Below are 16,694 nucleotides of genomic sequence, written 5' to 3'. Positions count from 1 at the left end.
TATTCCCTGCCGGAATCTGCTTTTGGGGGCCAACCATGTCCGACGCGCCGAAGAAAGTCGTCCTTGCCTATTCGGGCGGGCTCGACACCTCGATCATCCTGAAATGGCTTCAGACCGAATACGGCTGCGAGGTCATCACCTTCACCGCCGATCTCGGCCAGGGCGAGGAACTGGAGCCGGCGCGCCAAAAGGCCGAGCTGCTGGGCATCAAGCCGGAAAACATCCATATCGTCGACGTGCGCGAGGAGTTCGTGCGCGATTTCGTCTTCCCGATGTTCCGTGCCAATGCGGTCTATGAGGGGCTCTATCTGCTGGGCACCTCGATCGCCCGCCCGCTGATCTCGAAGCATCTGGTCGAGATCGCACACCGGCACGGCGCCGATGCCGTCGCCCATGGCGCGACCGGCAAGGGCAACGACCAGGTGCGCTTCGAGCTGTCGGCCTATGCGCTCGACCCCTCGATCAAGGTGATCGCGCCCTGGCGGGAATGGGACCTGACCTCGCGCACCAAGCTGATCGAATTCGCCGAACAGAACCAGATCCCCATCGCCAAGGACAAGCGCGGCGAGGCGCCGTTCTCGGTCGATGCCAACCTGCTGCACACCAGCAGCGAGGGCAAGGCGCTGGAGAACCCGGCCGAGGAAGCGCCCGAATACGTCTATCAGCGCACCGTCAGCCCCGAGGACGCGCCCGACCAGCCCGAATACATCGAGATCGGCTTCGAGCGCGGCGACGCGGTGTCGATCAATGGCGAGGTGCTGTCGCCCGCCACCATCCTGACCCGGCTGAACGAATACGGCCGCAAGCACGGCATCGGCCGGCTCGACTTCGTGGAAAATCGTTTCGTCGGCATGAAGTCGCGCGGCATCTACGAGACCCCCGGCGGCACCATCCTGCTGGAAGCGCATCGCGGCATCGAGCAGATCACGCTGGACAGCGGCGCCGGCCACCTCAAGGATTCGATCATGCCGCGCTATGCCGAGCTGATCTATAACGGCTTCTGGTATTCGCCCGAGCGCGAGATGCTGCAAGCCCTGATCGACAAGAGCCAGGAGCATGTGACCGGCACCGTGCGGCTGAAGCTCTATAAGGGCAGCGCCCATACGGTCGGCCGCTGGTCGGACCATTCGCTCTACAGCGAAAAGCACGTCACCTTCGAGGACGATGCCGGCGCCTATGACCAGAAGGACGCGGCGGGCTTCATCCGCCTGAACGCGCTGCGGCTGAAGCTGGTCGCGAACCGCAACGCCCGGTTCAAGTAACCGCACCGGCATTGGCATTCCAAAGGCCGCGGACAGGTTCCGTGGCCTTTTTGCTGGCTAAGCCGCCCGATGACCCGCCGCCTTGGCCGGCTTCTTCGTTCCCTAAATACTCCCGCCGCAGGCGCCCCGCGCCTCTCATTCACCGTTTCCCAAATACTCCCGCCGCGGCGAAGCCGGGGGAACCGCGGGTGCCATGGCGCGTTTGCCCGCAGGCAACGCTTCAAGGAGGAACCGGACATGACCATGGCCAAGAACACCGTCTGTCTCTGGTATGACGGCGAGGCCGAGGCGGCCGCCCGTTTCTATGCCGAGACCTTTCCCGACAGCGCCGTGACCGCGGTGCGCCACGCGCCCAGCGACTTCCCCTCGGGCAAGGCGGGCGATGTGCTGCTGGTCGAGTTCACCGTCGCGGGCATCCCCTGCCTCGGCCTGAACGGCGGCCCGACCTTCCGGCACAACGAGGCGTTCTCGTTCCAGATCGCCACCGACGACCAGGAGGAAACCGACCGCTATTGGGACGCGATCGTCGGCAATGGCGGCCAGGAAAGCGCCTGCGGCTGGTGCAAGGACAGGTGGGGCGTCTCGTGGCAGATCACGCCGCGGGTGCTGACCGACGCGCTGGCCGCCGGCGGCGACGAGGCGAAGCGCGCCTTCGAGGCGATGATGGAGATGACCCGGATCGACGTCGCGGCCATCGAGGCGGCGCGGCGCGGCTGAGACGCGCTTCCCTTCGCGCGCCGCCTGCGCCAAGATGCCGCCATGACCCAGAGCCCCGCCGACCGCCCCGCCCATATCGCCATCGTCACCGTCTCGGACCGTGCCGCCAGCGGCGCATACGAGGACAGGGGCGGGCCGGGGGCCGAGGACTGGCTGCGCGCCACCGTCACCTCGCCCATGGACATCACCCGCCGCATCATCCCCGACGGGCGCGAGATCGTCGCGGACTGCCTGCGCGATCTGGCCGACGAACAGGGCGCCGACCTGATCCTGATCACCGGCGGCACCGGCCCGGCGCCGCGCGACCAGACGCCCGAGGCCATGGCCGATGTCATCGACAAGGAACTGCCCGGCTTCGGCGAGGAAATGCGCCGCGCCAGCCTGCGCGAGGTGCCGACCGCCATCCTGTCGCGCCAGACCGCGGGCATCCGCGGCGCGACGCTGATGATCACCCTCCCCGGCAAGCCCTCGGCCATCGCCACCTGCCTCGATGCCGTTTTCGCGGCGGTGCCCTATTGCCTCGACCTGATCGGGGCGGCCTATGTGGAAACCGACCCGGCCCGCATCAAGGCGTTTCGGCCGAAGACATAGCTGCGGGCCGGACCAGCAGATCGGCGGGCAGCGATTCGCGCTGCACCAGCTCGGCATTGCCGAGGTCGTTCTCCAGATGCGCCATGACCTCGGCGGGCGAGCGGCCCAGCCCTTGCCAGCGTGCGGTCAGGCGGCGGCGCAACTCCGCCATCGGCACGTCCAGCATCACCGACAGGTCCCAGAGCCCGGCCAGCTTGCGCCAGGGCGCCCGGTCCAGCAGCAGGTAATTGCCCTCGACCACCACCAGCCTTGTGTTCGCCGCGACCCGGCCGGCGCCGGCGATGGCCAGGTCCCGCGCGCGGTCGAAGACCGGATGGATCACCTCGCCCCCCGCCTTCAGCCGCTGCACCAGCGCCACGAAGCCCGCCGCGTCGAAGGTCTGGGGCGCGCCCTTGCAGCCGCGCAGCCCATCCGCTTCCAGCAGCCGGTTGTCCAGGTGGAACCCGTCCATCGGCACCAGGACCGCATCCGAGAGCCCTGCCACCAGCCGCGCGGCCAGGGTGGATTTCCCCGATCCCGGCGCCCCCACGATGGCGACGATTCTCCGCCCGGGCCCAAGCCGCGCAATCCGATCCAGTATTTCTTCCATGCAAAAATATCCCGGGGGGAGTCCGAAGGACGGGGGGCAGAGCCCCCCGCAGCCGTGCCGCTCAAGCCGCCGTCGCCACCTCGTCCGGCACCTTGGCGCCGGTCATGAAGGCCACCGCGTCCGACATCGAATAGTCGTCCGGCCGGATCACGCAGAGCCGCCGGCCCAGCCGGTGGATATGGATGCGGTCCGCCACCTCGAAGACATGCGGCATGTTGTGCGAGATCAGGATGATCGGGATGCCGCGCGAGCGCACGTCGCGGATCAGCTCCAGCACGCGGCGGCTTTCCTTGACGCCGAGCGCCGCCGTCGGCTCGTCCAGGATCACCACCTTCGAGCCGAAGGCGGCTGCCCGCGCCACCGCCACGCCCTGGCGCTGGCCGCCCGACAGCGTTTCGACCGCCTGGTTGATGTTCTGGATGGTCATCAGCCCCAGCTCGGTCAGCTTCTCGCGGGCGAATTTCTCCATCGCCGGGCGATCGAGCTTGCGGAACCACTGGCCCATGATGCCGGGCTTGCGCAATTCGCGGCCCATGAACATGTTGTCGGCGATGGAGAGGGCAGGCGACATGGCCAGCGTCTGGTAGACGCATTCGATGCCGTAGCCGCGCGCATCCAGCGGGCTGGCGAATTTCACCGGCTGGCCCTCCAGCGTGATCTCGCCCTCGTCGGGCTGGATCGCGCCCGACAGCGCCTTGATGAGCGAAGACTTGCCCGCGCCATTGTCGCCGATGACGGCCAGGATCTCGCCCGGCATCAAGTCGAAGTCGCAATGGTCCAGCGCCGTCACCTTGCCATAGCGCTTGACCAGGCCACGGGCCTTCAGAAGCGGTTCCTGTGTCATGCCGATGCCTTTCTGATCCATTGATCCACCGCCACGGCGAGGATGATGAGCAGGCCAATGAGGAAGAAGGTCCATTGCGGGTCGGTGCCGACCATCTTCAGCCCCATTTCGAACACGCCGACGATCAGCGCGCCGAAGAACATGCCGACGATCGAGCCGCGGCCGCCGAACAGGCTGATGCCCCCGATCACCACCGCGGTGATGGACTGGATATTGCCCAGCTGCCCGGTCGAGGCTGAGGGCGAGACCGAGCCGAAGCGCCCGATCATCACCCAGCCGGCGATGGCGCAGAACAGGCCCGCCAGCGCATAGACCTGGATCAGCACCCGCTTGGTGCGCACCCCGGCCAGCTCCGCCGCCTCCGGGTCGTCGCCCACGGCATAGACATGCCGGCCCCAGGCGGTATGGCGCAGCACATAGGCCAGGAGCGCGACCAGCGCCACCATCAGGAAGACGGCGTAGAGGATCTTCACCCCGCCGGGCTGGATGGAATAGCCCCAGAATTGCAGCGCCGGCGCCTCGGCGGCGATGGCCGAGGAGCGGATGGTCTCGTTGGCGGAATAGATGTAATTCGCCGCCAGGATGATCTGCCAGGTGCCCAGCGTCACGATGAAGGGCGGCAGCTTGATGCGCGCCACCAGCCAGCCGTTGGCAAAGCCCATGGCCGTGCCCGCCGCCAGCCCCAGCGCGATGGCTAGCGGCGCCGGGATGCCGTAGCGGAAGGTGAACTGCCCCATCAGCACCGAGGAGAACACCGCAATGGCGCCGACCGAAAGGTCGATCCCGGCGGTCAGCACCACCAGCGACTGCGCGCAGCCCAGGATGCCGACGATGGCGATCTGTTGCAGGATGGTGGACAGGGTCACCGCCTTGAAGAAGTTCGGCGACAGCAGGCCGAAGACGATGATCGCCGCGACCAGAACGATCATCGGCACCGCCGAGGGCGTCATGTGCAGCCAGTGCTGCAGGCGCTTCAGGGCGGTTTTCTGTTCCTGGAACTCGGCAACCTTGTCCGAGGCGCCTTGCAGGCCCTCCTCGTAGCCGGCGGCCGTCTTGGTGTCGGATGACATGGACGGTCTCCCCCCTTTGCAAGGCGCCGCTTCGGACGCCGCTGCCTGTGGTCAGGGCGAGGCATCCCCCGCCCTGCGGTTCAGTCGAGGCTCAGCCCCAGCAAAGCTCGGTGCCGCGGGTCGAATCGATGGATTCGACGCCCTCGGCCGGCTTGTCGGTGACCAGCTGCACGCCGGTATCGACGAAATCCTTGCCCTCGGTCGGCGCGGGCTTGGTGCCGTCCTTGGCGAAGGCGGCGATGGCCTCGATGCCTTGCGACGCCATGTCCAGCGGATATTGCTGCGAGGTGGCGCCGATCACGCCCTCCGCGACGTTCTGCACGCCAGGGCAGCCGCCATCGACCGAAACGATCAGCACGTCGTTCTCGCGCCCGACGGCCTTCAGCGCCTCATAGGCGCCGGCGGCGGCGGGTTCGTTGATGGTATAGACCAGGTTGATGTCGGGATCCTTGGCCAGCAGGCTCTCCATGGCCTTCAGCCCGCCTTCCTCATTGCCCGAGGTGACCTCGTGGCCGACGATGCGCGGATCGGTCTCGTCGCCCCATTTCTCGGGGTCGCCCAGTTCGATGCCGAAGCCCTGCAGGAAGCCCTGGTCGCGCAGCACGTCGACCGAGGGTTGCGAGATCGCCAGGTCCAGCAGCGCGATCTTGGCCTCGGCCGCCGCGTCGCCCATGGTGGCCCTGGCCCATTGGCCGATCAGCTCGCCGGCCTTGAAATTGTCGGTGGCGAAGGTCGCGTCTGCCGCGTCGATCGGGTCCAGCGGCGTGTCCAGCGCGATGACCAGCAGCCCGGCATCCCGCGCCGCCTGGACGGAATCGACGATGGCCTTGGTGTCCGAGGCGGTGATCAGGATGCCCTTGGCGCCGTCGGCGATGCAGGCCTCGATGGCCGAGACCTGGCTTTCATGGTCGCCGTCGATGCGGCCGGCATAGGATTTCAGCTCGATCCCCAGCTCGGCCGCCTTGGCCTGCGCGCCTTCCTTCATCTTCACGAAGAAGGGGTTGGTGTCGGTCTTGGTGATCAGACAGGCGCTGTCCGCCTGCGCCATGCCGGCAACCAGTGTCAGGGCCGTGCCCGCCAGCGCCGCGCGCAGCAGTGTCGTCTTGGTCATGATGTCCTTCCTCCTCTGGGCGGGTCTGACCGCCGCCTCCTTGCAAAAGGCTGCCGAAGAAAGAGGGGCTTGTCAATAAATCAATTTTGTTGATTTATATGGGAAGGGGAGGAAGCGACCATGCCGAACACCATTCCGGCGGCGACGCCGCAGGGGGTCCGCAGCCAGAACGAGCGGCAGATCCTGTGGCTGATTCGCCGCAACGGACCGATGCCGCGGGCGGCGCTGGCCCAGGCCACGGGCCTGTCGGCGCAGGCCGTCACCAACATCACGCGCGAGCTGATCGCGGCCGGCCTGCTGGATGCGGGGGGCGAGCGCCGGCGCGGCAAGGTCGGCCAGCCGCTGCTGCCGCTGGCCTTGGCCCCGGACGGGGCGCTGTTCCTGGGCCTCAAGGTCGGGCGCCGGGTGGCCGAGCTGGTGCTGGTCGATTTCGCCGGCCAGATCCGGCAGATCCGGTTGCTGCCCCATGCCTATCCGCAGCCCGACGCGATCCGCGACTTTGCCGTCGACGGCGTGGCCGAGATCCTCGCGGATCTGACCGGGGCGCAGCGGGCGCGGCTGGCGGGCATGGGCATCGCCAGCCCCTTTTACCTGTGGGACTGGGCCGAGGAGATGGCGCCTTGGCGCGGCCGCGACCTGCGCGCGGAACTGGCCGAGGCGCTGGACCTGCCGGTCTGGCTGGAGAATGACGGCTCCTGCGCCTGCGGGGCCGAGATGATGTTCGGCACGGATGAGCTGCCCGAGGATTTCCTGTATTTCTACGTCGCGCATTTCGCCGGCGGCGGCGTGGTGCTGGACGGGCGGCTGCGGCTGGGGCCGTCGCGCAATGCCGGGGCGATGGGCTCCTATCCGGTGCCGGGCGGCCGGCAGGTGCTGGACGTGGCCTCGATCTCGGTGCTGGAAACGGCGCTGGGGGGCGACCTGCCGCTGGACGACGCGGACTGGGCCGTGCCGCCGGCCATCACCCGGCAATGGCTGGACGAATCGGCGCAGGTGCTGTCCCATGCGGCGCTGGGGGCGGTCGCGGTGCTGGACCTGCCGCTGGTGGTGATCGACGGTGCCATGCCGGCCGCGCTGCGGGCGGCGCTGGTCCAGGCGACGACCGACAGGCTGGCCGCGATGCGCCACCACGGCGTGACCTTGCCCGAGGTGCGCGCCGGAACCCTGGGCCGCCGGGCCCGCACGCTGGGGGCGGCCGCGCTGCCGCTGGGGGCGGGCTTCCTGCCGGGCGGCAGCTTCTCGGCCCCGCGGCCGGGCCGGAACGGGCATGAAACCCGAGGCGCGCGCCCCGCGTTCCCGGGATGACAGGTGAAGAAAGGAAGCCGCGGCGATGGCCGACGATCCATACAAGGCGCTGGGACTGAACAAGAATGCCAGCCAGGACGACATCAAGAGGGCCTATCGCCGGATCGCCAAGACCGACCACCCGGACCTGAATCCCGACCCCGCCGCGCATGAGCGCTTCAAGGCCGCCTCGACCGCCTATGACTTGCTGAAGGACCCCGAGCAGCGCGCCCGCTTCGACCGTGGCGAGATCGACGCCCAGGGGCAGGAGCGGCCGCAGCGGCATTACTATCGCGAATATGCCGAATCGGGCGACAATCCCTATCGCCAGCACCACGGTTTCGACGATCTGTCGGACGTGTTCTCGGACCTGTTCGGGCGCGGCGGCGGCGGCCGGCGCGGCGGAGCGAGGAGTTTCGACATGCGCGGCCCCGACCAGCGCTTCACGCTGGAGATCGACTTCATGACCGCGGCGCGCGGCGGTTCGACCCGGATCACCATGCCCGACGGCAGTGTGCTGGAGGTGAGGATCCCCGAGGGCGCGCATGACGGCCAGGTGATCCGCCTGCGCGGCAAGGGCGGCCCCGGCATGGGCAATGGCGAGCCGGGCGATGCGCTGCTGACCCTGATCGTGGCCGAGGATCCCGACTGGAGGCGCGATGGCAGCGATGTCGAGACCACATTGCCCATCACCATCGACGAGGCCGTGCTGGGCGGCAGGGTCGAGGCGCAGACCATCGACGGCCCGGTGATGCTGACCGTCCCGCGCGGCGCCAGCTCCGGCCAGAAGCTGCGGCTGAAGGGCCGGGGCATCAAGGGCGCGGACGGGCGGCGCGGCGACCAGCATGTCGTCTTGAAGATCGTCATGCCGCCCAGGGTCGATGACGAATTGGCGCGCTTCATGGAGGACTGGCGTCAGAACCATGCCTATGATCCGAGGAGGGGAAAATGACCCAGCCCCATTACACCCTGACCGAAACGCTGGAGGCGGTCGGCGACCTGACGCCCGACCAGCTGGAACGCTATATCCGTGCCGGCGTCGTCGTGCCGGTGCAATCCGAACAGGGGCCGCTGTTCCGCGAGATCGACCTGGCGCGGCTGAACCTGGTCGTCGATCTGGCCGAGGGCTATCACCTCGACGAGGAGGCGCTGGCCCTGGTGCTGTCGCTGGTCGACCAGCTGCACGGGCTGCGCGGCGACATGCGGGCGATCCTGGATGCCGTGGCGCGCGAGCCGGTCGAGACGCGGGTGCGGCTCAAGGCCGCGATTCGCGAGGTGCGGGTGGTGACGCGCTAATCCGCCTCGCGGCGAAAGGGCCGGGCGCGGGCGGGCAGTTCGGCCATGATGGCCAGCCGCTCGGCCTCGGTCATGCGGCCCCAGCGGGTGATCTCGTCGATGCTGCGCAGGCAGCCGGTGCACAGCCGGCTTGCCGGGTCGATCTTGCAGATGTCGATGCAGGGGGTCGACGGCTTCATCCGCCGGCCCCCAGAAAGCGCAGCCGGTCCAGCGCGCCTTGCAGGATATAGCCGGCCGCGACCTGGTCGATCACCTCGGCGCGGCGCTTGCGCGAGGTATCGCCCTCCAGCAGCGCCCGTTCGGCGGCCACGGTCGAAAGCCGCTCGTCCCAGAAGGTGATCGGCAGCGGCGTCAGTCGCTCCAGATTGCGGGCAAAGGCGCGGGTCGATTGCGCGCGCGGCCCCTCGCTGCCGTCCATGTTGCGCGGCAGGCCCAGCACCAGCCCGACCAGCGCCCGGTCCTGCACGATTTGCAGCAGCGCCTGCGCATCGGCGGTGAACTTCGTGCGCCGGATCACCGTCAGCGGCGAGGCGACGCTGCGCAGCCCGTCGCTGACCGCGACGCCGATGGTCTTGGTGCCCAGGTCCAGACCGGCCACGGCGCCGGTGCGGGGCAGGACCTCGGCGAAGGCTTCGACGTTCTCGCAGATCATTCCAGCCCGGCCTGTCTTGCCGCCGCCTCGATCACCTCCAGCCCCGCGGGGTCGCCGGCGAACAGCTTGCGCGCCTCGCCCAGGATATCGGCGGCATGGTCCTTTTGCCCGATCACCGGCAGGGATGAGATCAGCCGCGCCCATTCCTCGGGCGTCCCGCCCTGGGTGGCAAGCCGGGTCTCCAGCCCCTTGACCATGCCCTCGACCATCTGCTGGCGCTCCTTGGCGGTCATCCCCTCGGCCGCGGCCATGGCATCGGCATCGGGGCCGGGCATGGCGGGCAGGCTGGGCATGCCCGACGTGCCGGCGGCGGCGGGTTCGGGCGGGGTATAGTCCGGATGGCCGGCGAACCAGGCCAGGTCCTGGATCGAGCCGCGGATCGGCGCGATCCAGGGCGCATCCTCCGGCCCCTCGGCCAGCAGCCGGGCCCAGATCGGAAAGGCTTGGTCGGGACGGCCGTTTTGCAGGTGCAGCAGCCCGGCCATGAAACGGGCCTGCGGATTGCGGGCATCGCGTGCCAGCGCCTGGGCCACGGCTTCCTCGCCGTCGCGGGTGATGATGCCGCCGGCCGCCTCGATGGTCAGGCTGGCCAGCCGCGCCAGATCCCCGGCGCCGGCCTTGTCGCCGCGCAGCGCGACCAGCCGGCGCTGCGCGTCCTTGGCCGCGACCAGATTGCCCAGCCTTTCCTCGTGCTCGGCCAGCAGCTCCAGCCCGCGCGGGTCGTTGGGGTTCTTCTGCACCGCCTCGCGCAGCCGCTCGATCAGGGCGACATATTCCGCATCGGGCTCGGGGCGGGCGGGCCTGGGGGTCTGCGCCTCGGCCTCGGCCTGGCTGGGGCGGCTGTCGTAAAGCGCCTGCGCCTGGGCGATGCGTTGCGCAATGGGCGTGTCGGGCCGGTCTGGCTGGCCGATGCGCTGATACAGCAGGAAGGCCGTGCCCAGCAGCACGGCCAGGACCGCCAGCGCCGCCCAGCCGCCGGCGCTGCGCCGGGTGCTGCCGGCGCGTTCCAGCGCGCGGTCGGCGGCCAGAACCTTGCGCCCGATCTCGACCCGCAGCCGTTCGGCATCCGCCGCATCGATCAGGCCGCGTTCCAGATCGCGTTCCACCTCGCGCAGCTGATCGCGATAGATTCGCAGGTCATAGGCGGCGGTGGGTTCGGCCCCCTCGCCCTGCCGGCGCAGAAGCGGCGCGGCGATGGCCGCCGCCACCACCGCCGCCAGCGCGGCGCAGATGATCCAGAACATCGGCTTCCTCTCTTTGGCTGGCCCGGTGATAGCGGTTTTCGGCCGGGCGAGAAAGTCAAAGCCCTGCGACAAATCGCGAGGCGGACCGCGGGACATCTGCGCCGACCCCTGACGCAATTCGACAATCGCCCCGTCGCAACGCGGCTTGCCCGAAAACCGCCCTCGCTTCACTCTGCACGGGTCGAGTCGCAAGAGGTCCCGCCATGCCCGCATCTGCAAGTTCCAGCACCGGCCGCTATTCGGTCTTCGCCATCGCGAAAGAGGCGATGCGGCTGCATACCGGCTGGAAACGCGCCTGGGCCAGTCCCGAGCCGAAGAAGAAATACCAGGTCGTCATCGTCGGCGCCGGCGGCCATGGCCTCGCCACCGCCTATTACCTGGGCAAGAACTACGGCATCACCGATGTCGCGGTGATCGAGAAGGGCTGGCTGGGCGGCGGCAATACCGGCCGCAACACCACCATCATCCGCTCCAATTATTTGCAGGACCCCTCGGCGGCGATCTATGACAAGGCGCTGAAACTCTACGAGAACCTGTCGCAGGATCTGAACTACAACATCATGTTCAGCCCGCGCGGCCTTCTGATGCTGGCCCAGACCGAGCATGAGGTGCGCGGCTACAAGCGCACGGTCTATGCCAACCAGTTGCAGGGCGTGGCGACCGAATGGGTCAGCCCCAAGCGCATCAAGGACATGCTGCCGATCATCAATATCGACGGGCCGCGCTATCCGGTCCTCGGCGGGCTGTATCAGGAACGCGGCGGCACCGCCCGGCACGACGCCGTGGCCTGGGGCTATGCCCGCGCCTGCTCGGCCATGGGCATGCACATCATCCAGAACTGCGAAGTGACCGGCATCGAGACCGCGAACGGCCAGGTCCGCGCGGTCAATACCGGCAAGGGCCGCATCGAATGCGACAAGCTGGCGCTGATCGCCGCCGGCCACAGCTCGGTCCTGGCCGAGATGGCCGGCTTCCGCCTGCCCATCGAATCGCTGGCGCTCCAGGCGCTGGTTTCCGAGCCGATCAAGCCCTGCTGCGACATCGTCATCATGGCCAACACCGTCCACGGCTACCTGTCGCAATCCGACAAGGGCGAGATGGTGATCGGCGGCGGCACCGACGGTTTCAACAACTACACCCAGCGCGGCTCCTGGCACCATGTCGAGGAGACCGTGCGGGCGCTGATCGAGACCTTCCCGATGCTGTCGCGGCTCAAGATGCTGCGGCAATGGGGCGGCATCGTGGACATGACCGGCGACCGCTCGCCGATCCTGTCCGCCACGCCGGTCGGCAACATCTTCGTCAACTGCGGCTGGGGCACCGGCGGCTTCAAGGCCATTCCCGGCTCGGGCTGGGCCATGGCGGAACTGGTCGCCAAGGGCCAGCCCGGCCCGCTGGCCGCCGATTTCGGCCTGAACCGGTTCGTCGAGGGCCGCTTCATCGACGAAAGCGTCGCCGCGGGGGTGGCGCATTGATGGGCGGCGCGGGCATGATCCTGCCGGCAACCCCGGGTTTTGGGCCGATTTTTGCCCATCCCGCCGCCGGCGCGAAAAATTCCCTGCAAGTTATGGGAAACTCTTTCTTGTTTGGTGAATTATTGAGTTACGTCACCATGACCAAGGAGTTTTCTTCATGGCCGAACAGAACAAGAGCAACCTCTGGCTCATCGTCGGCGTCGTCGTCGTCGTGCTGGTCGTCATCTATTGGTTCGTGTCTTCCGGCACCGAGCCGACAGCGACCGAACCGCCGGCCGCGCCGGCCGTCTCGTCCGAACCCGCGCCGGCTGATGACGGCGCTGTCTCGGTCGAACCCCCGGCAGACGCTGCTCCGGCTGATCCCGCTGCTCCCGCCCCGGCCGAGCCTGCCACTCCGGCTCCGGCCGAGCCTGCGGCGCCGGCCAACTAAGGCGCTTGTCCCGGCGCCTTCGGGCGCCCCTTCTCCCGAGGGCCGGGGGGCGATCCGCCCCTCGGTTCCTTGTCGTGCCATGCCGGGCCGCCTGTCCTGGCGCCATTCCGGCCCGGCGCAGTCGCGTCTGAGCGCGCTGCCCCTCTGCCCTGCGCAAGCCGACCCCGCGATCCGCGCCAGCCGCCAGGCCCGCGCGCCGGTGCGGGGCATTCCCGGCCGCGGATTTCCCATCGATTCCCAGCTTTGCATCGACGTTGTGCGCGTCCGGCCGACCTCCTGGGCGCCGGCCTGCCTGCGCGACCTGCCGCCCAAGGAGTGATCCATGCTGACCCTGACCTGTCCCTATTGCGGCATTGCGGCCGAGGAAACCGAGTTGCAGCCCGGCGGTGAGGCGCATCTGAAGCGCTTTGGTCCCGGCTCGACGGATGAGGAATTCGAAGCCTATCTTTTCGCCCGCAAGAACCCCAAGGGCGTGCATTTCGAACGCTGGCGCCATGCCTATGGCTGCGGCAAGTGGTTCATGGCCGCGCGCGACACCGCCACGCTTCAGGTCTTTGGCACCTACAGCGCCCAGACCCCGCATCCGACGCCCGAGATCGTCGCCGCCATCCGGGCGCATCGCCCCGACTGGCAGCCCGACTGGACCGAAGCCCCTGCCGACACCCCCGCCGAAAGCCTGAACGCATGACCGAGACCGGACCCTTCCGCCTGCCGCGCGGCGGCCGCCTGATCGACCGCGCCTATCAACTGCCCTTCCGCTTCGACGGCCGCCAGATGCGCGGGGTCGCGGGCGACACGCTCGCCTCGGCCCTGCTGGCGAACGGCCAGCTGATGATGGGCCGCAGCTTCAAGTATCACCGCCCGCGCGGCCCGATCGCCTCCGGCGCCGAAGAGCCGAACGCGCTGCTCGGTCTTGGCCAGGGAGGCCGGTTCGAGCCGAACCAGCGCGCCACCACCACGCCGCTGGTCGGCGGCATGGCCACCACCAGCCAGAACTGCTGGCCCAGCCTGAACGCCGATATCGGTGCGATCAACAACTGGATGTATCGCTTCTTCCCGGCGGGCTTCTATTACAAGACCTTCATGCATCCGCGCCCGTTCTGGAAGCATGTGTTCGAGCCGATCATCCGCCGCTCGGCCGGCCTGGGCAAGGCCCCGACCGAGGCCGACCCGGACAAGTACGAGCAGGCCTATGCCCATGTGGACGTGGTGGTGGTCGGCGGCGGCATTGCCGGCCTGACCGCGGCCCGAGACGCGGGACGCGACGGCAAGTCGGTCTGGCTGGTCGAGCAGACGCCGCATCTCGGCGGCCGCACCCCCACCGACCATGCCGACGGCCAGGCCCGCGTCGATGCGCTGCTCGCCGAGCTGCGGGGCATGGCGAACGTCACCCTGCGCCGCTCGACCCAGGCGACCGGGCTTTACGACCACGGCTATCTGCTGGTGCGGGAATCGCTGGCCGATCACGACCCGAACGCGGGCATCCCGCGCCAGCGCCTGTGGCGCATCCGCGCGGGCCATGTGATCGTCGCCACCGGCGCGCTGGAGCGACCGCTGAGCTTTGCCGGCAATGACGTGCCGGGCGTGATCCTGGCCTCGGCCGTGCGCGATTATATCGACCTTTACGGCGTGGCGCCGGGGCGCCGGATCGTCGTGGTCACCAATAACGACGACGCCTATCGCACCGCGCTGGCGGCGCTGGATGCGGGGCTGGAGGTGCCGGTGGTGATCGACGCCCGCAGCACGGCCGAGGGTGCGCTGCCCGCGGCGGTGCGCGCCCGCGGCGTGCGCGTCCTGACCGGCAGCGCCGTCGCCGGCATCAAGGGCGGCCATGGCGTCGAGGCGGTCAAGATCTGCGCCCATTCCGGCTCGGGTCAGGTCACCGAGACCGTCGATGCCGATTGCGTCGCCATGTCCGGCGGCTGGTCGCCGGTCGTCCACCTGTGGAGCCATTGCGGCGGCAAGCTGAACTGGTCCGACGCGCAGTCGATGTTCGCCCCCGACCCGAACCGTCCGCCGACCGGCGCCGACGGCAAGGCGATGGCCAGCTGCGTGGGTGCGGCGGCGGGCGACCTGCTGGCGGCCGAACTGACCGGGGCGCAGGCCGAGGCGGCGACCATGCCGGTCTGGGTCATGCCGGCCCACGCCACGCGCAAGATGAAGTTCAAGATGTGGCTCGACTTCCAGAACGACGTGAAGGTCTCGGATGTCGAACTGGCCGCGCAGGAAGGCTATCACAGCGTCGAGCATACCAAGCGTTATACGACCCTCGGCATGGCGACCGACCAGGGCAAGGTCAGCAATATCAACGGCCTCGCCGTGCTGTCCAATGCGCTGAACCAGTCGATCCCGGCCACGGGCACCACGACCTTCCGCCCGCCCTATACGCCGCTGACCCTTGGCACCATCGCCGGCGAGGCGCGGGGCGAGATCTTCCAGCCGCTGCGCAAGACGCCCATGCATGGCTGGCACGAAAGCCACGGCGCCTTCTTCGAGCCGGTCGGCCATTGGCGCCGCCCCTATTGCTACCCGAAGGGCGGCGAAAGCCATGGCGACGCGGTGGCGCGCGAGATCCGGGCGGTGCGGGCCAGCGTCGGCACGCTCGACGCCTCGACGCTGGGCAAGATCATCGTCAAGGGTCCGGATGCGGGCAAGTTCCTCGACATGATGTATACCGGCATGATGTCCACCCTGCCGGTCGGCAAGTGCCGCTATGGCCTGATCTGCAACGAGAACGGCTTCCTCAGCGACGACGGCGTCGCCGCGCGGCTCAGCGAGGACACCTGGCTCGTCCATACCACCACCGGCGGCGCCGACCGCATGCACGGCCATTTCGAGGACTGGCTGCAATGCGAATGGTGGGATTGGAAGGTCTATACCGCCAACGTCACCGAGCAATGGGCGCAGGTCGCCGTGGTCGGCCCCAAGGCCCGCGTGCTCTTGGAGCGGCTGGGCGGCAAGATCGACCTGTCGCCCGAGGCGCTGCCCTTCATGGGCTGGATCGAGGGCGAGATCGCCGGCATCCCCGCCCGCGTCTATCGCATCAGCTTCTCGGGCGAGCTTTCCTTCGAGGTGGCGGTGCCCGCGAACCGGGGCCTGGAGCTTTGGGAAAAGCTGCATGAGGCCGGCCGTGACCTGAACGTCACCCCCTACGGCACCGAGGCCATGCATGTCATGCGCGCCGAAAAGGGCTTCATCATGATCGGCGACGAGACCGACGGCACGGTGATCCCGCAGGATCTGGGCATGAGCTGGGCGATCAGCAAGAAGAAGGCCGACTATATCGGCAAGCGCGCGCAGGAACGCAGCTTCATGACCGATCCCGGGCGCTGGAAGCTGGTCGGCCTGGAAAGCCTGGACGGGCGGGTTCTGCCCGATGGCGTCTATGCCGTCGATCAGGGCGTGAACGCCAACGGCCAGCGCAAGACGCAGGGCCGCGTGACCTCGACCTACATGTCGCCGACACTGAACAAGCCCATCGCCATGGGTCTGGTGCGACACGGGCCCGACCGCATGGGCGAGGTGCTGGAATTCCCCGTCGCGGGTCAGGAAAGCTACAAGGCGCGGATCGTCGATCCGGTCTTCTATGACAAGGAAGGGAGCCGGGCGAATGGCTGAGGCACTGGCGAAGATCTCTCAGGTGCAGGACTGGGGCATGATCCAGATCCGCGCCGACCTGACGCGCGCGGGCGATGCCATCGCCGGGGCGGCCGGGGTTGCGCTGCCCGGACAGGGCCGCATCACCACCGATGGCAGCCGGTCCCTCGGCTGGATGTCGCCGGACGAGTTGCTGCTGGTGCTGCCGCGGGCCGAGACGGCCGAGGCGCTGGCCGCGTTGCAGGACGCACTGTCCACCGAGCACGCGCTGGCGCTGGATGTCAGCGACATGCGCGCGGTGTTCCGCATCCAGGGCGCCAAGGCGCTGGACGTGCTGATGAAGCTCTGCCCGGCCGATCTGGCGGCGATGCCCGAGGACGGGCTGCGCCGCACCCGCGCGGCCCAGGTCGCCTGCGGCATCTGGCGCGAGCCGGGCGGCTATGTGCTGATCGGCTTCCGCTCGGTCACCGACTATCTGCGCGGCATCCTGACCGGCGCCGCGGCGCCGGGCACGCAGCTTAGCCCGCGCTAG

At 68.7% G+C, this 16,694-nt stretch carries 18 protein-coding genes; 11 read left to right on the top strand and 7 right to left on the bottom strand.

Annotation, left to right across the window (positions count from 1 at the left end; all coding sequences use genetic code 11):
• The first annotated feature begins 35 nt into the window (after window positions 1-35).
• The 3 genes from AQY21_RS17360 to mog all read left to right on the top strand — a co-directional run bounded on the left by AQY21_RS17360 (window position 36) and on the right by mog (window position 2,570).
• Window positions 36-1,262: an argininosuccinate synthase gene (locus AQY21_RS17360; RefSeq protein WP_058098861.1), complete on the top strand. Its 1,227-nt coding sequence runs from the start codon at window positions 36-38 to the stop codon at window positions 1,260-1,262.
• Window positions 1,263-1,499: 237 nt separating this feature from the next.
• Window positions 1,500-1,979: a VOC family protein gene (locus AQY21_RS17355; RefSeq protein ID WP_203416547.1), complete on the top strand. Its 480-nt coding sequence runs from the start codon at window positions 1,500-1,502 to the stop codon at window positions 1,977-1,979.
• Window positions 1,980-2,021: 42 nt separating this feature from the next.
• Window positions 2,022-2,570, top strand: coding sequence for a molybdopterin adenylyltransferase (mog, locus tag AQY21_RS17350; protein ID WP_058098860.1), 549 nt, complete (start codon window positions 2,022-2,024; stop codon window positions 2,568-2,570).
• Here the strand turns inward: mog and AQY21_RS17345 are convergent.
• The 4 genes from AQY21_RS17345 to AQY21_RS17330 all read right to left on the bottom strand — a co-directional run bounded on the left by AQY21_RS17345 (window position 2,545) and on the right by AQY21_RS17330 (window position 6,184).
• A complete protein-coding gene (locus tag AQY21_RS17345) occupies window positions 2,545-3,159 on the bottom strand; it encodes an AAA family ATPase (RefSeq protein WP_058098859.1) in 615 nt (204 codons plus the stop codon). The genes mog and AQY21_RS17345 overlap by 26 nt on opposite strands.
• A gap of 61 nt (window positions 3,160-3,220) precedes the next feature.
• Window positions 3,221-4,003, bottom strand: a complete 783-nt coding sequence (locus AQY21_RS17340; protein WP_058098858.1) for an ATP-binding cassette domain-containing protein — start codon at window positions 4,001-4,003, stop codon at window positions 3,221-3,223.
• On the bottom strand, window positions 4,000-5,073 hold the full coding sequence (locus AQY21_RS17335) for an ABC transporter permease (protein WP_058098857.1): 1,074 nt from the start codon (window positions 5,071-5,073) through the stop codon (window positions 4,000-4,002). The genes AQY21_RS17340 and AQY21_RS17335 overlap by 4 nt, the downstream gene beginning before the upstream one ends.
• Window positions 5,074-5,164: 91 nt before the next feature.
• Window positions 5,165-6,184 carry a sugar ABC transporter substrate-binding protein gene (locus AQY21_RS17330; protein ID WP_058098856.1) on the bottom strand — a complete coding sequence of 340 codons (1,020 nt, stop codon included), beginning with the start codon at window positions 6,182-6,184 and terminating at the stop codon, window positions 5,165-5,167.
• A gap of 120 nt (window positions 6,185-6,304) precedes the next feature.
• Between AQY21_RS17330 and AQY21_RS17325 the strand changes: the two genes are divergently transcribed.
• Genes AQY21_RS17325 through AQY21_RS17315 form a run of 3 tightly spaced genes read left to right on the top strand, consistent with a single transcriptional unit; the run spans window position 6,305 to window position 8,764 of the window.
• A complete protein-coding gene (locus tag AQY21_RS17325) occupies window positions 6,305-7,489 on the top strand; it encodes an ROK family transcriptional regulator (protein WP_058098855.1) in 1,185 nt (394 codons plus the stop codon).
• A gap of 25 nt (window positions 7,490-7,514) precedes the next feature.
• Window positions 7,515-8,420: a DnaJ C-terminal domain-containing protein gene (locus tag AQY21_RS17320; protein ID WP_058098854.1), complete on the top strand. Its 906-nt coding sequence runs from the start codon at window positions 7,515-7,517 to the stop codon at window positions 8,418-8,420.
• The gene (locus AQY21_RS17315) at window positions 8,417-8,764 is read left to right on the top strand and encodes a hypothetical protein (protein ID WP_058098853.1); all 348 of its coding nucleotides are present in this window, start codon (window positions 8,417-8,419) and stop codon (window positions 8,762-8,764) included. The genes AQY21_RS17320 and AQY21_RS17315 overlap by 4 nt, the downstream gene beginning before the upstream one ends.
• On the opposite strand, the gene AQY21_RS17310 is transcribed toward AQY21_RS17315, so the two are convergent.
• The 3 genes from AQY21_RS17310 to ccmI are packed head-to-tail and all read right to left on the bottom strand — an operon-like array spanning window position 8,761 to window position 10,660.
• Window positions 8,761-8,943 carry a DUF1289 domain-containing protein gene (locus AQY21_RS17310; RefSeq protein WP_058098852.1) on the bottom strand — a complete coding sequence of 61 codons (183 nt, stop codon included), beginning with the start codon at window positions 8,941-8,943 and terminating at the stop codon, window positions 8,761-8,763. The two genes, AQY21_RS17315 and AQY21_RS17310, sit on opposite strands and share 4 nt — an antisense overlap.
• Window positions 8,940-9,416 carry a Holliday junction resolvase RuvX gene (ruvX, locus tag AQY21_RS17305; RefSeq protein ID WP_058098851.1) on the bottom strand — a complete coding sequence of 159 codons (477 nt, stop codon included), beginning with the start codon at window positions 9,414-9,416 and terminating at the stop codon, window positions 8,940-8,942. Before ruvX ends, AQY21_RS17310 begins: the two co-directional genes overlap by 4 nt.
• The gene (gene ccmI, locus AQY21_RS17300) at window positions 9,413-10,660 is read right to left on the bottom strand and encodes a c-type cytochrome biogenesis protein CcmI (RefSeq protein WP_058098850.1); all 1,248 of its coding nucleotides are present in this window, start codon (window positions 10,658-10,660) and stop codon (window positions 9,413-9,415) included. Before ccmI ends, ruvX begins: the two co-directional genes overlap by 4 nt.
• Before the next feature lie 203 nt (window positions 10,661-10,863).
• Here ccmI and AQY21_RS17295 point away from each other — a divergent pair, with 203 nt between their 5' ends.
• From AQY21_RS17295 to AQY21_RS17270, 5 genes are all read left to right on the top strand, one after another.
• Window positions 10,864-12,135 (top strand): sarcosine oxidase subunit beta family protein, encoded by a 1,272-nt coding sequence (locus tag AQY21_RS17295; RefSeq protein WP_058098849.1) that lies wholly within the window; start codon window positions 10,864-10,866, stop codon window positions 12,133-12,135.
• Between the two features lie 157 nt (window positions 12,136-12,292).
• A complete protein-coding gene (locus AQY21_RS17290) occupies window positions 12,293-12,565 on the top strand; it encodes a hypothetical protein (protein ID WP_058098848.1) in 273 nt (90 codons plus the stop codon).
• A 322-nt stretch (window positions 12,566-12,887) separates the two neighbouring features.
• A complete protein-coding gene (locus AQY21_RS17280; protein ID WP_058098846.1) occupies window positions 12,888-13,253 on the top strand; it encodes a sarcosine oxidase subunit delta in 366 nt (121 codons plus the stop codon).
• Complete coding sequence (locus AQY21_RS17275; RefSeq protein ID WP_058098845.1) at window positions 13,250-16,183, top strand: sarcosine oxidase subunit alpha family protein; 2,934 nt, start codon at window positions 13,250-13,252, stop codon at window positions 16,181-16,183. The genes AQY21_RS17280 and AQY21_RS17275 overlap by 4 nt, the downstream gene beginning before the upstream one ends.
• Window positions 16,176-16,694, top strand: coding sequence for a sarcosine oxidase subunit gamma (locus AQY21_RS17270; RefSeq protein WP_058098844.1), 519 nt, complete (start codon window positions 16,176-16,178; stop codon window positions 16,692-16,694). Before AQY21_RS17275 ends, AQY21_RS17270 begins: the two co-directional genes overlap by 8 nt.

It is taken from the genome of Paracoccus sp. MKU1 (assembly GCF_001447385.1).
Lineage (GTDB): Bacteria > Pseudomonadota > Alphaproteobacteria > Rhodobacterales > Rhodobacteraceae > Paracoccus.
Note: the sequence above shows the minus strand (reverse complement) of the source record. Positions and strands in the feature narration are given on the sequence as shown.

Coding starts and splice junctions, on each gene's coding strand:
- AQY21_RS17360 (WP_058098861.1), top strand. CDS start 36: ATGTCCGACGCGCCGAAGAAAGTCGTCCTTGCCTATTCGGGCGGGCTC.
- AQY21_RS17355 (WP_203416547.1), top strand. CDS start 1,500: ATGACCATGGCCAAGAACACCGTCTGTCTCTGGTATGACGGCGAGGCC.
- mog (WP_058098860.1), top strand. CDS start 2,022: ATGACCCAGAGCCCCGCCGACCGCCCCGCCCATATCGCCATCGTCACC.
- AQY21_RS17345 (WP_058098859.1), bottom strand. CDS start 3,159: ATGGAAGAAATACTGGATCGGATTGCGCGGCTTGGGCCCGGGCGGAGA.
- AQY21_RS17340 (WP_058098858.1), bottom strand. CDS start 4,003: ATGACACAGGAACCGCTTCTGAAGGCCCGTGGCCTGGTCAAGCGCTAT.
- AQY21_RS17335 (WP_058098857.1), bottom strand. CDS start 5,073: ATGTCATCCGACACCAAGACGGCCGCCGGCTACGAGGAGGGCCTGCAA.
- AQY21_RS17330 (WP_058098856.1), bottom strand. CDS start 6,184: ATGACCAAGACGACACTGCTGCGCGCGGCGCTGGCGGGCACGGCCCTG.
- AQY21_RS17325 (WP_058098855.1), top strand. CDS start 6,305: ATGCCGAACACCATTCCGGCGGCGACGCCGCAGGGGGTCCGCAGCCAG.
- AQY21_RS17320 (WP_058098854.1), top strand. CDS start 7,515: ATGGCCGACGATCCATACAAGGCGCTGGGACTGAACAAGAATGCCAGC.
- AQY21_RS17315 (WP_058098853.1), top strand. CDS start 8,417: ATGACCCAGCCCCATTACACCCTGACCGAAACGCTGGAGGCGGTCGGC.
- AQY21_RS17310 (WP_058098852.1), bottom strand. CDS start 8,943: ATGAAGCCGTCGACCCCCTGCATCGACATCTGCAAGATCGACCCGGCA.
- ruvX (WP_058098851.1), bottom strand. CDS start 9,416: ATGATCTGCGAGAACGTCGAAGCCTTCGCCGAGGTCCTGCCCCGCACC.
- ccmI (WP_058098850.1), bottom strand. CDS start 10,660: ATGTTCTGGATCATCTGCGCCGCGCTGGCGGCGGTGGTGGCGGCGGCC.
- AQY21_RS17295 (WP_058098849.1), top strand. CDS start 10,864: ATGCCCGCATCTGCAAGTTCCAGCACCGGCCGCTATTCGGTCTTCGCC.
- AQY21_RS17290 (WP_058098848.1), top strand. CDS start 12,293: ATGGCCGAACAGAACAAGAGCAACCTCTGGCTCATCGTCGGCGTCGTC.
- AQY21_RS17280 (WP_058098846.1), top strand. CDS start 12,888: ATGCTGACCCTGACCTGTCCCTATTGCGGCATTGCGGCCGAGGAAACC.
- AQY21_RS17275 (WP_058098845.1), top strand. CDS start 13,250: ATGACCGAGACCGGACCCTTCCGCCTGCCGCGCGGCGGCCGCCTGATC.
- AQY21_RS17270 (WP_058098844.1), top strand. CDS start 16,176: ATGGCTGAGGCACTGGCGAAGATCTCTCAGGTGCAGGACTGGGGCATG.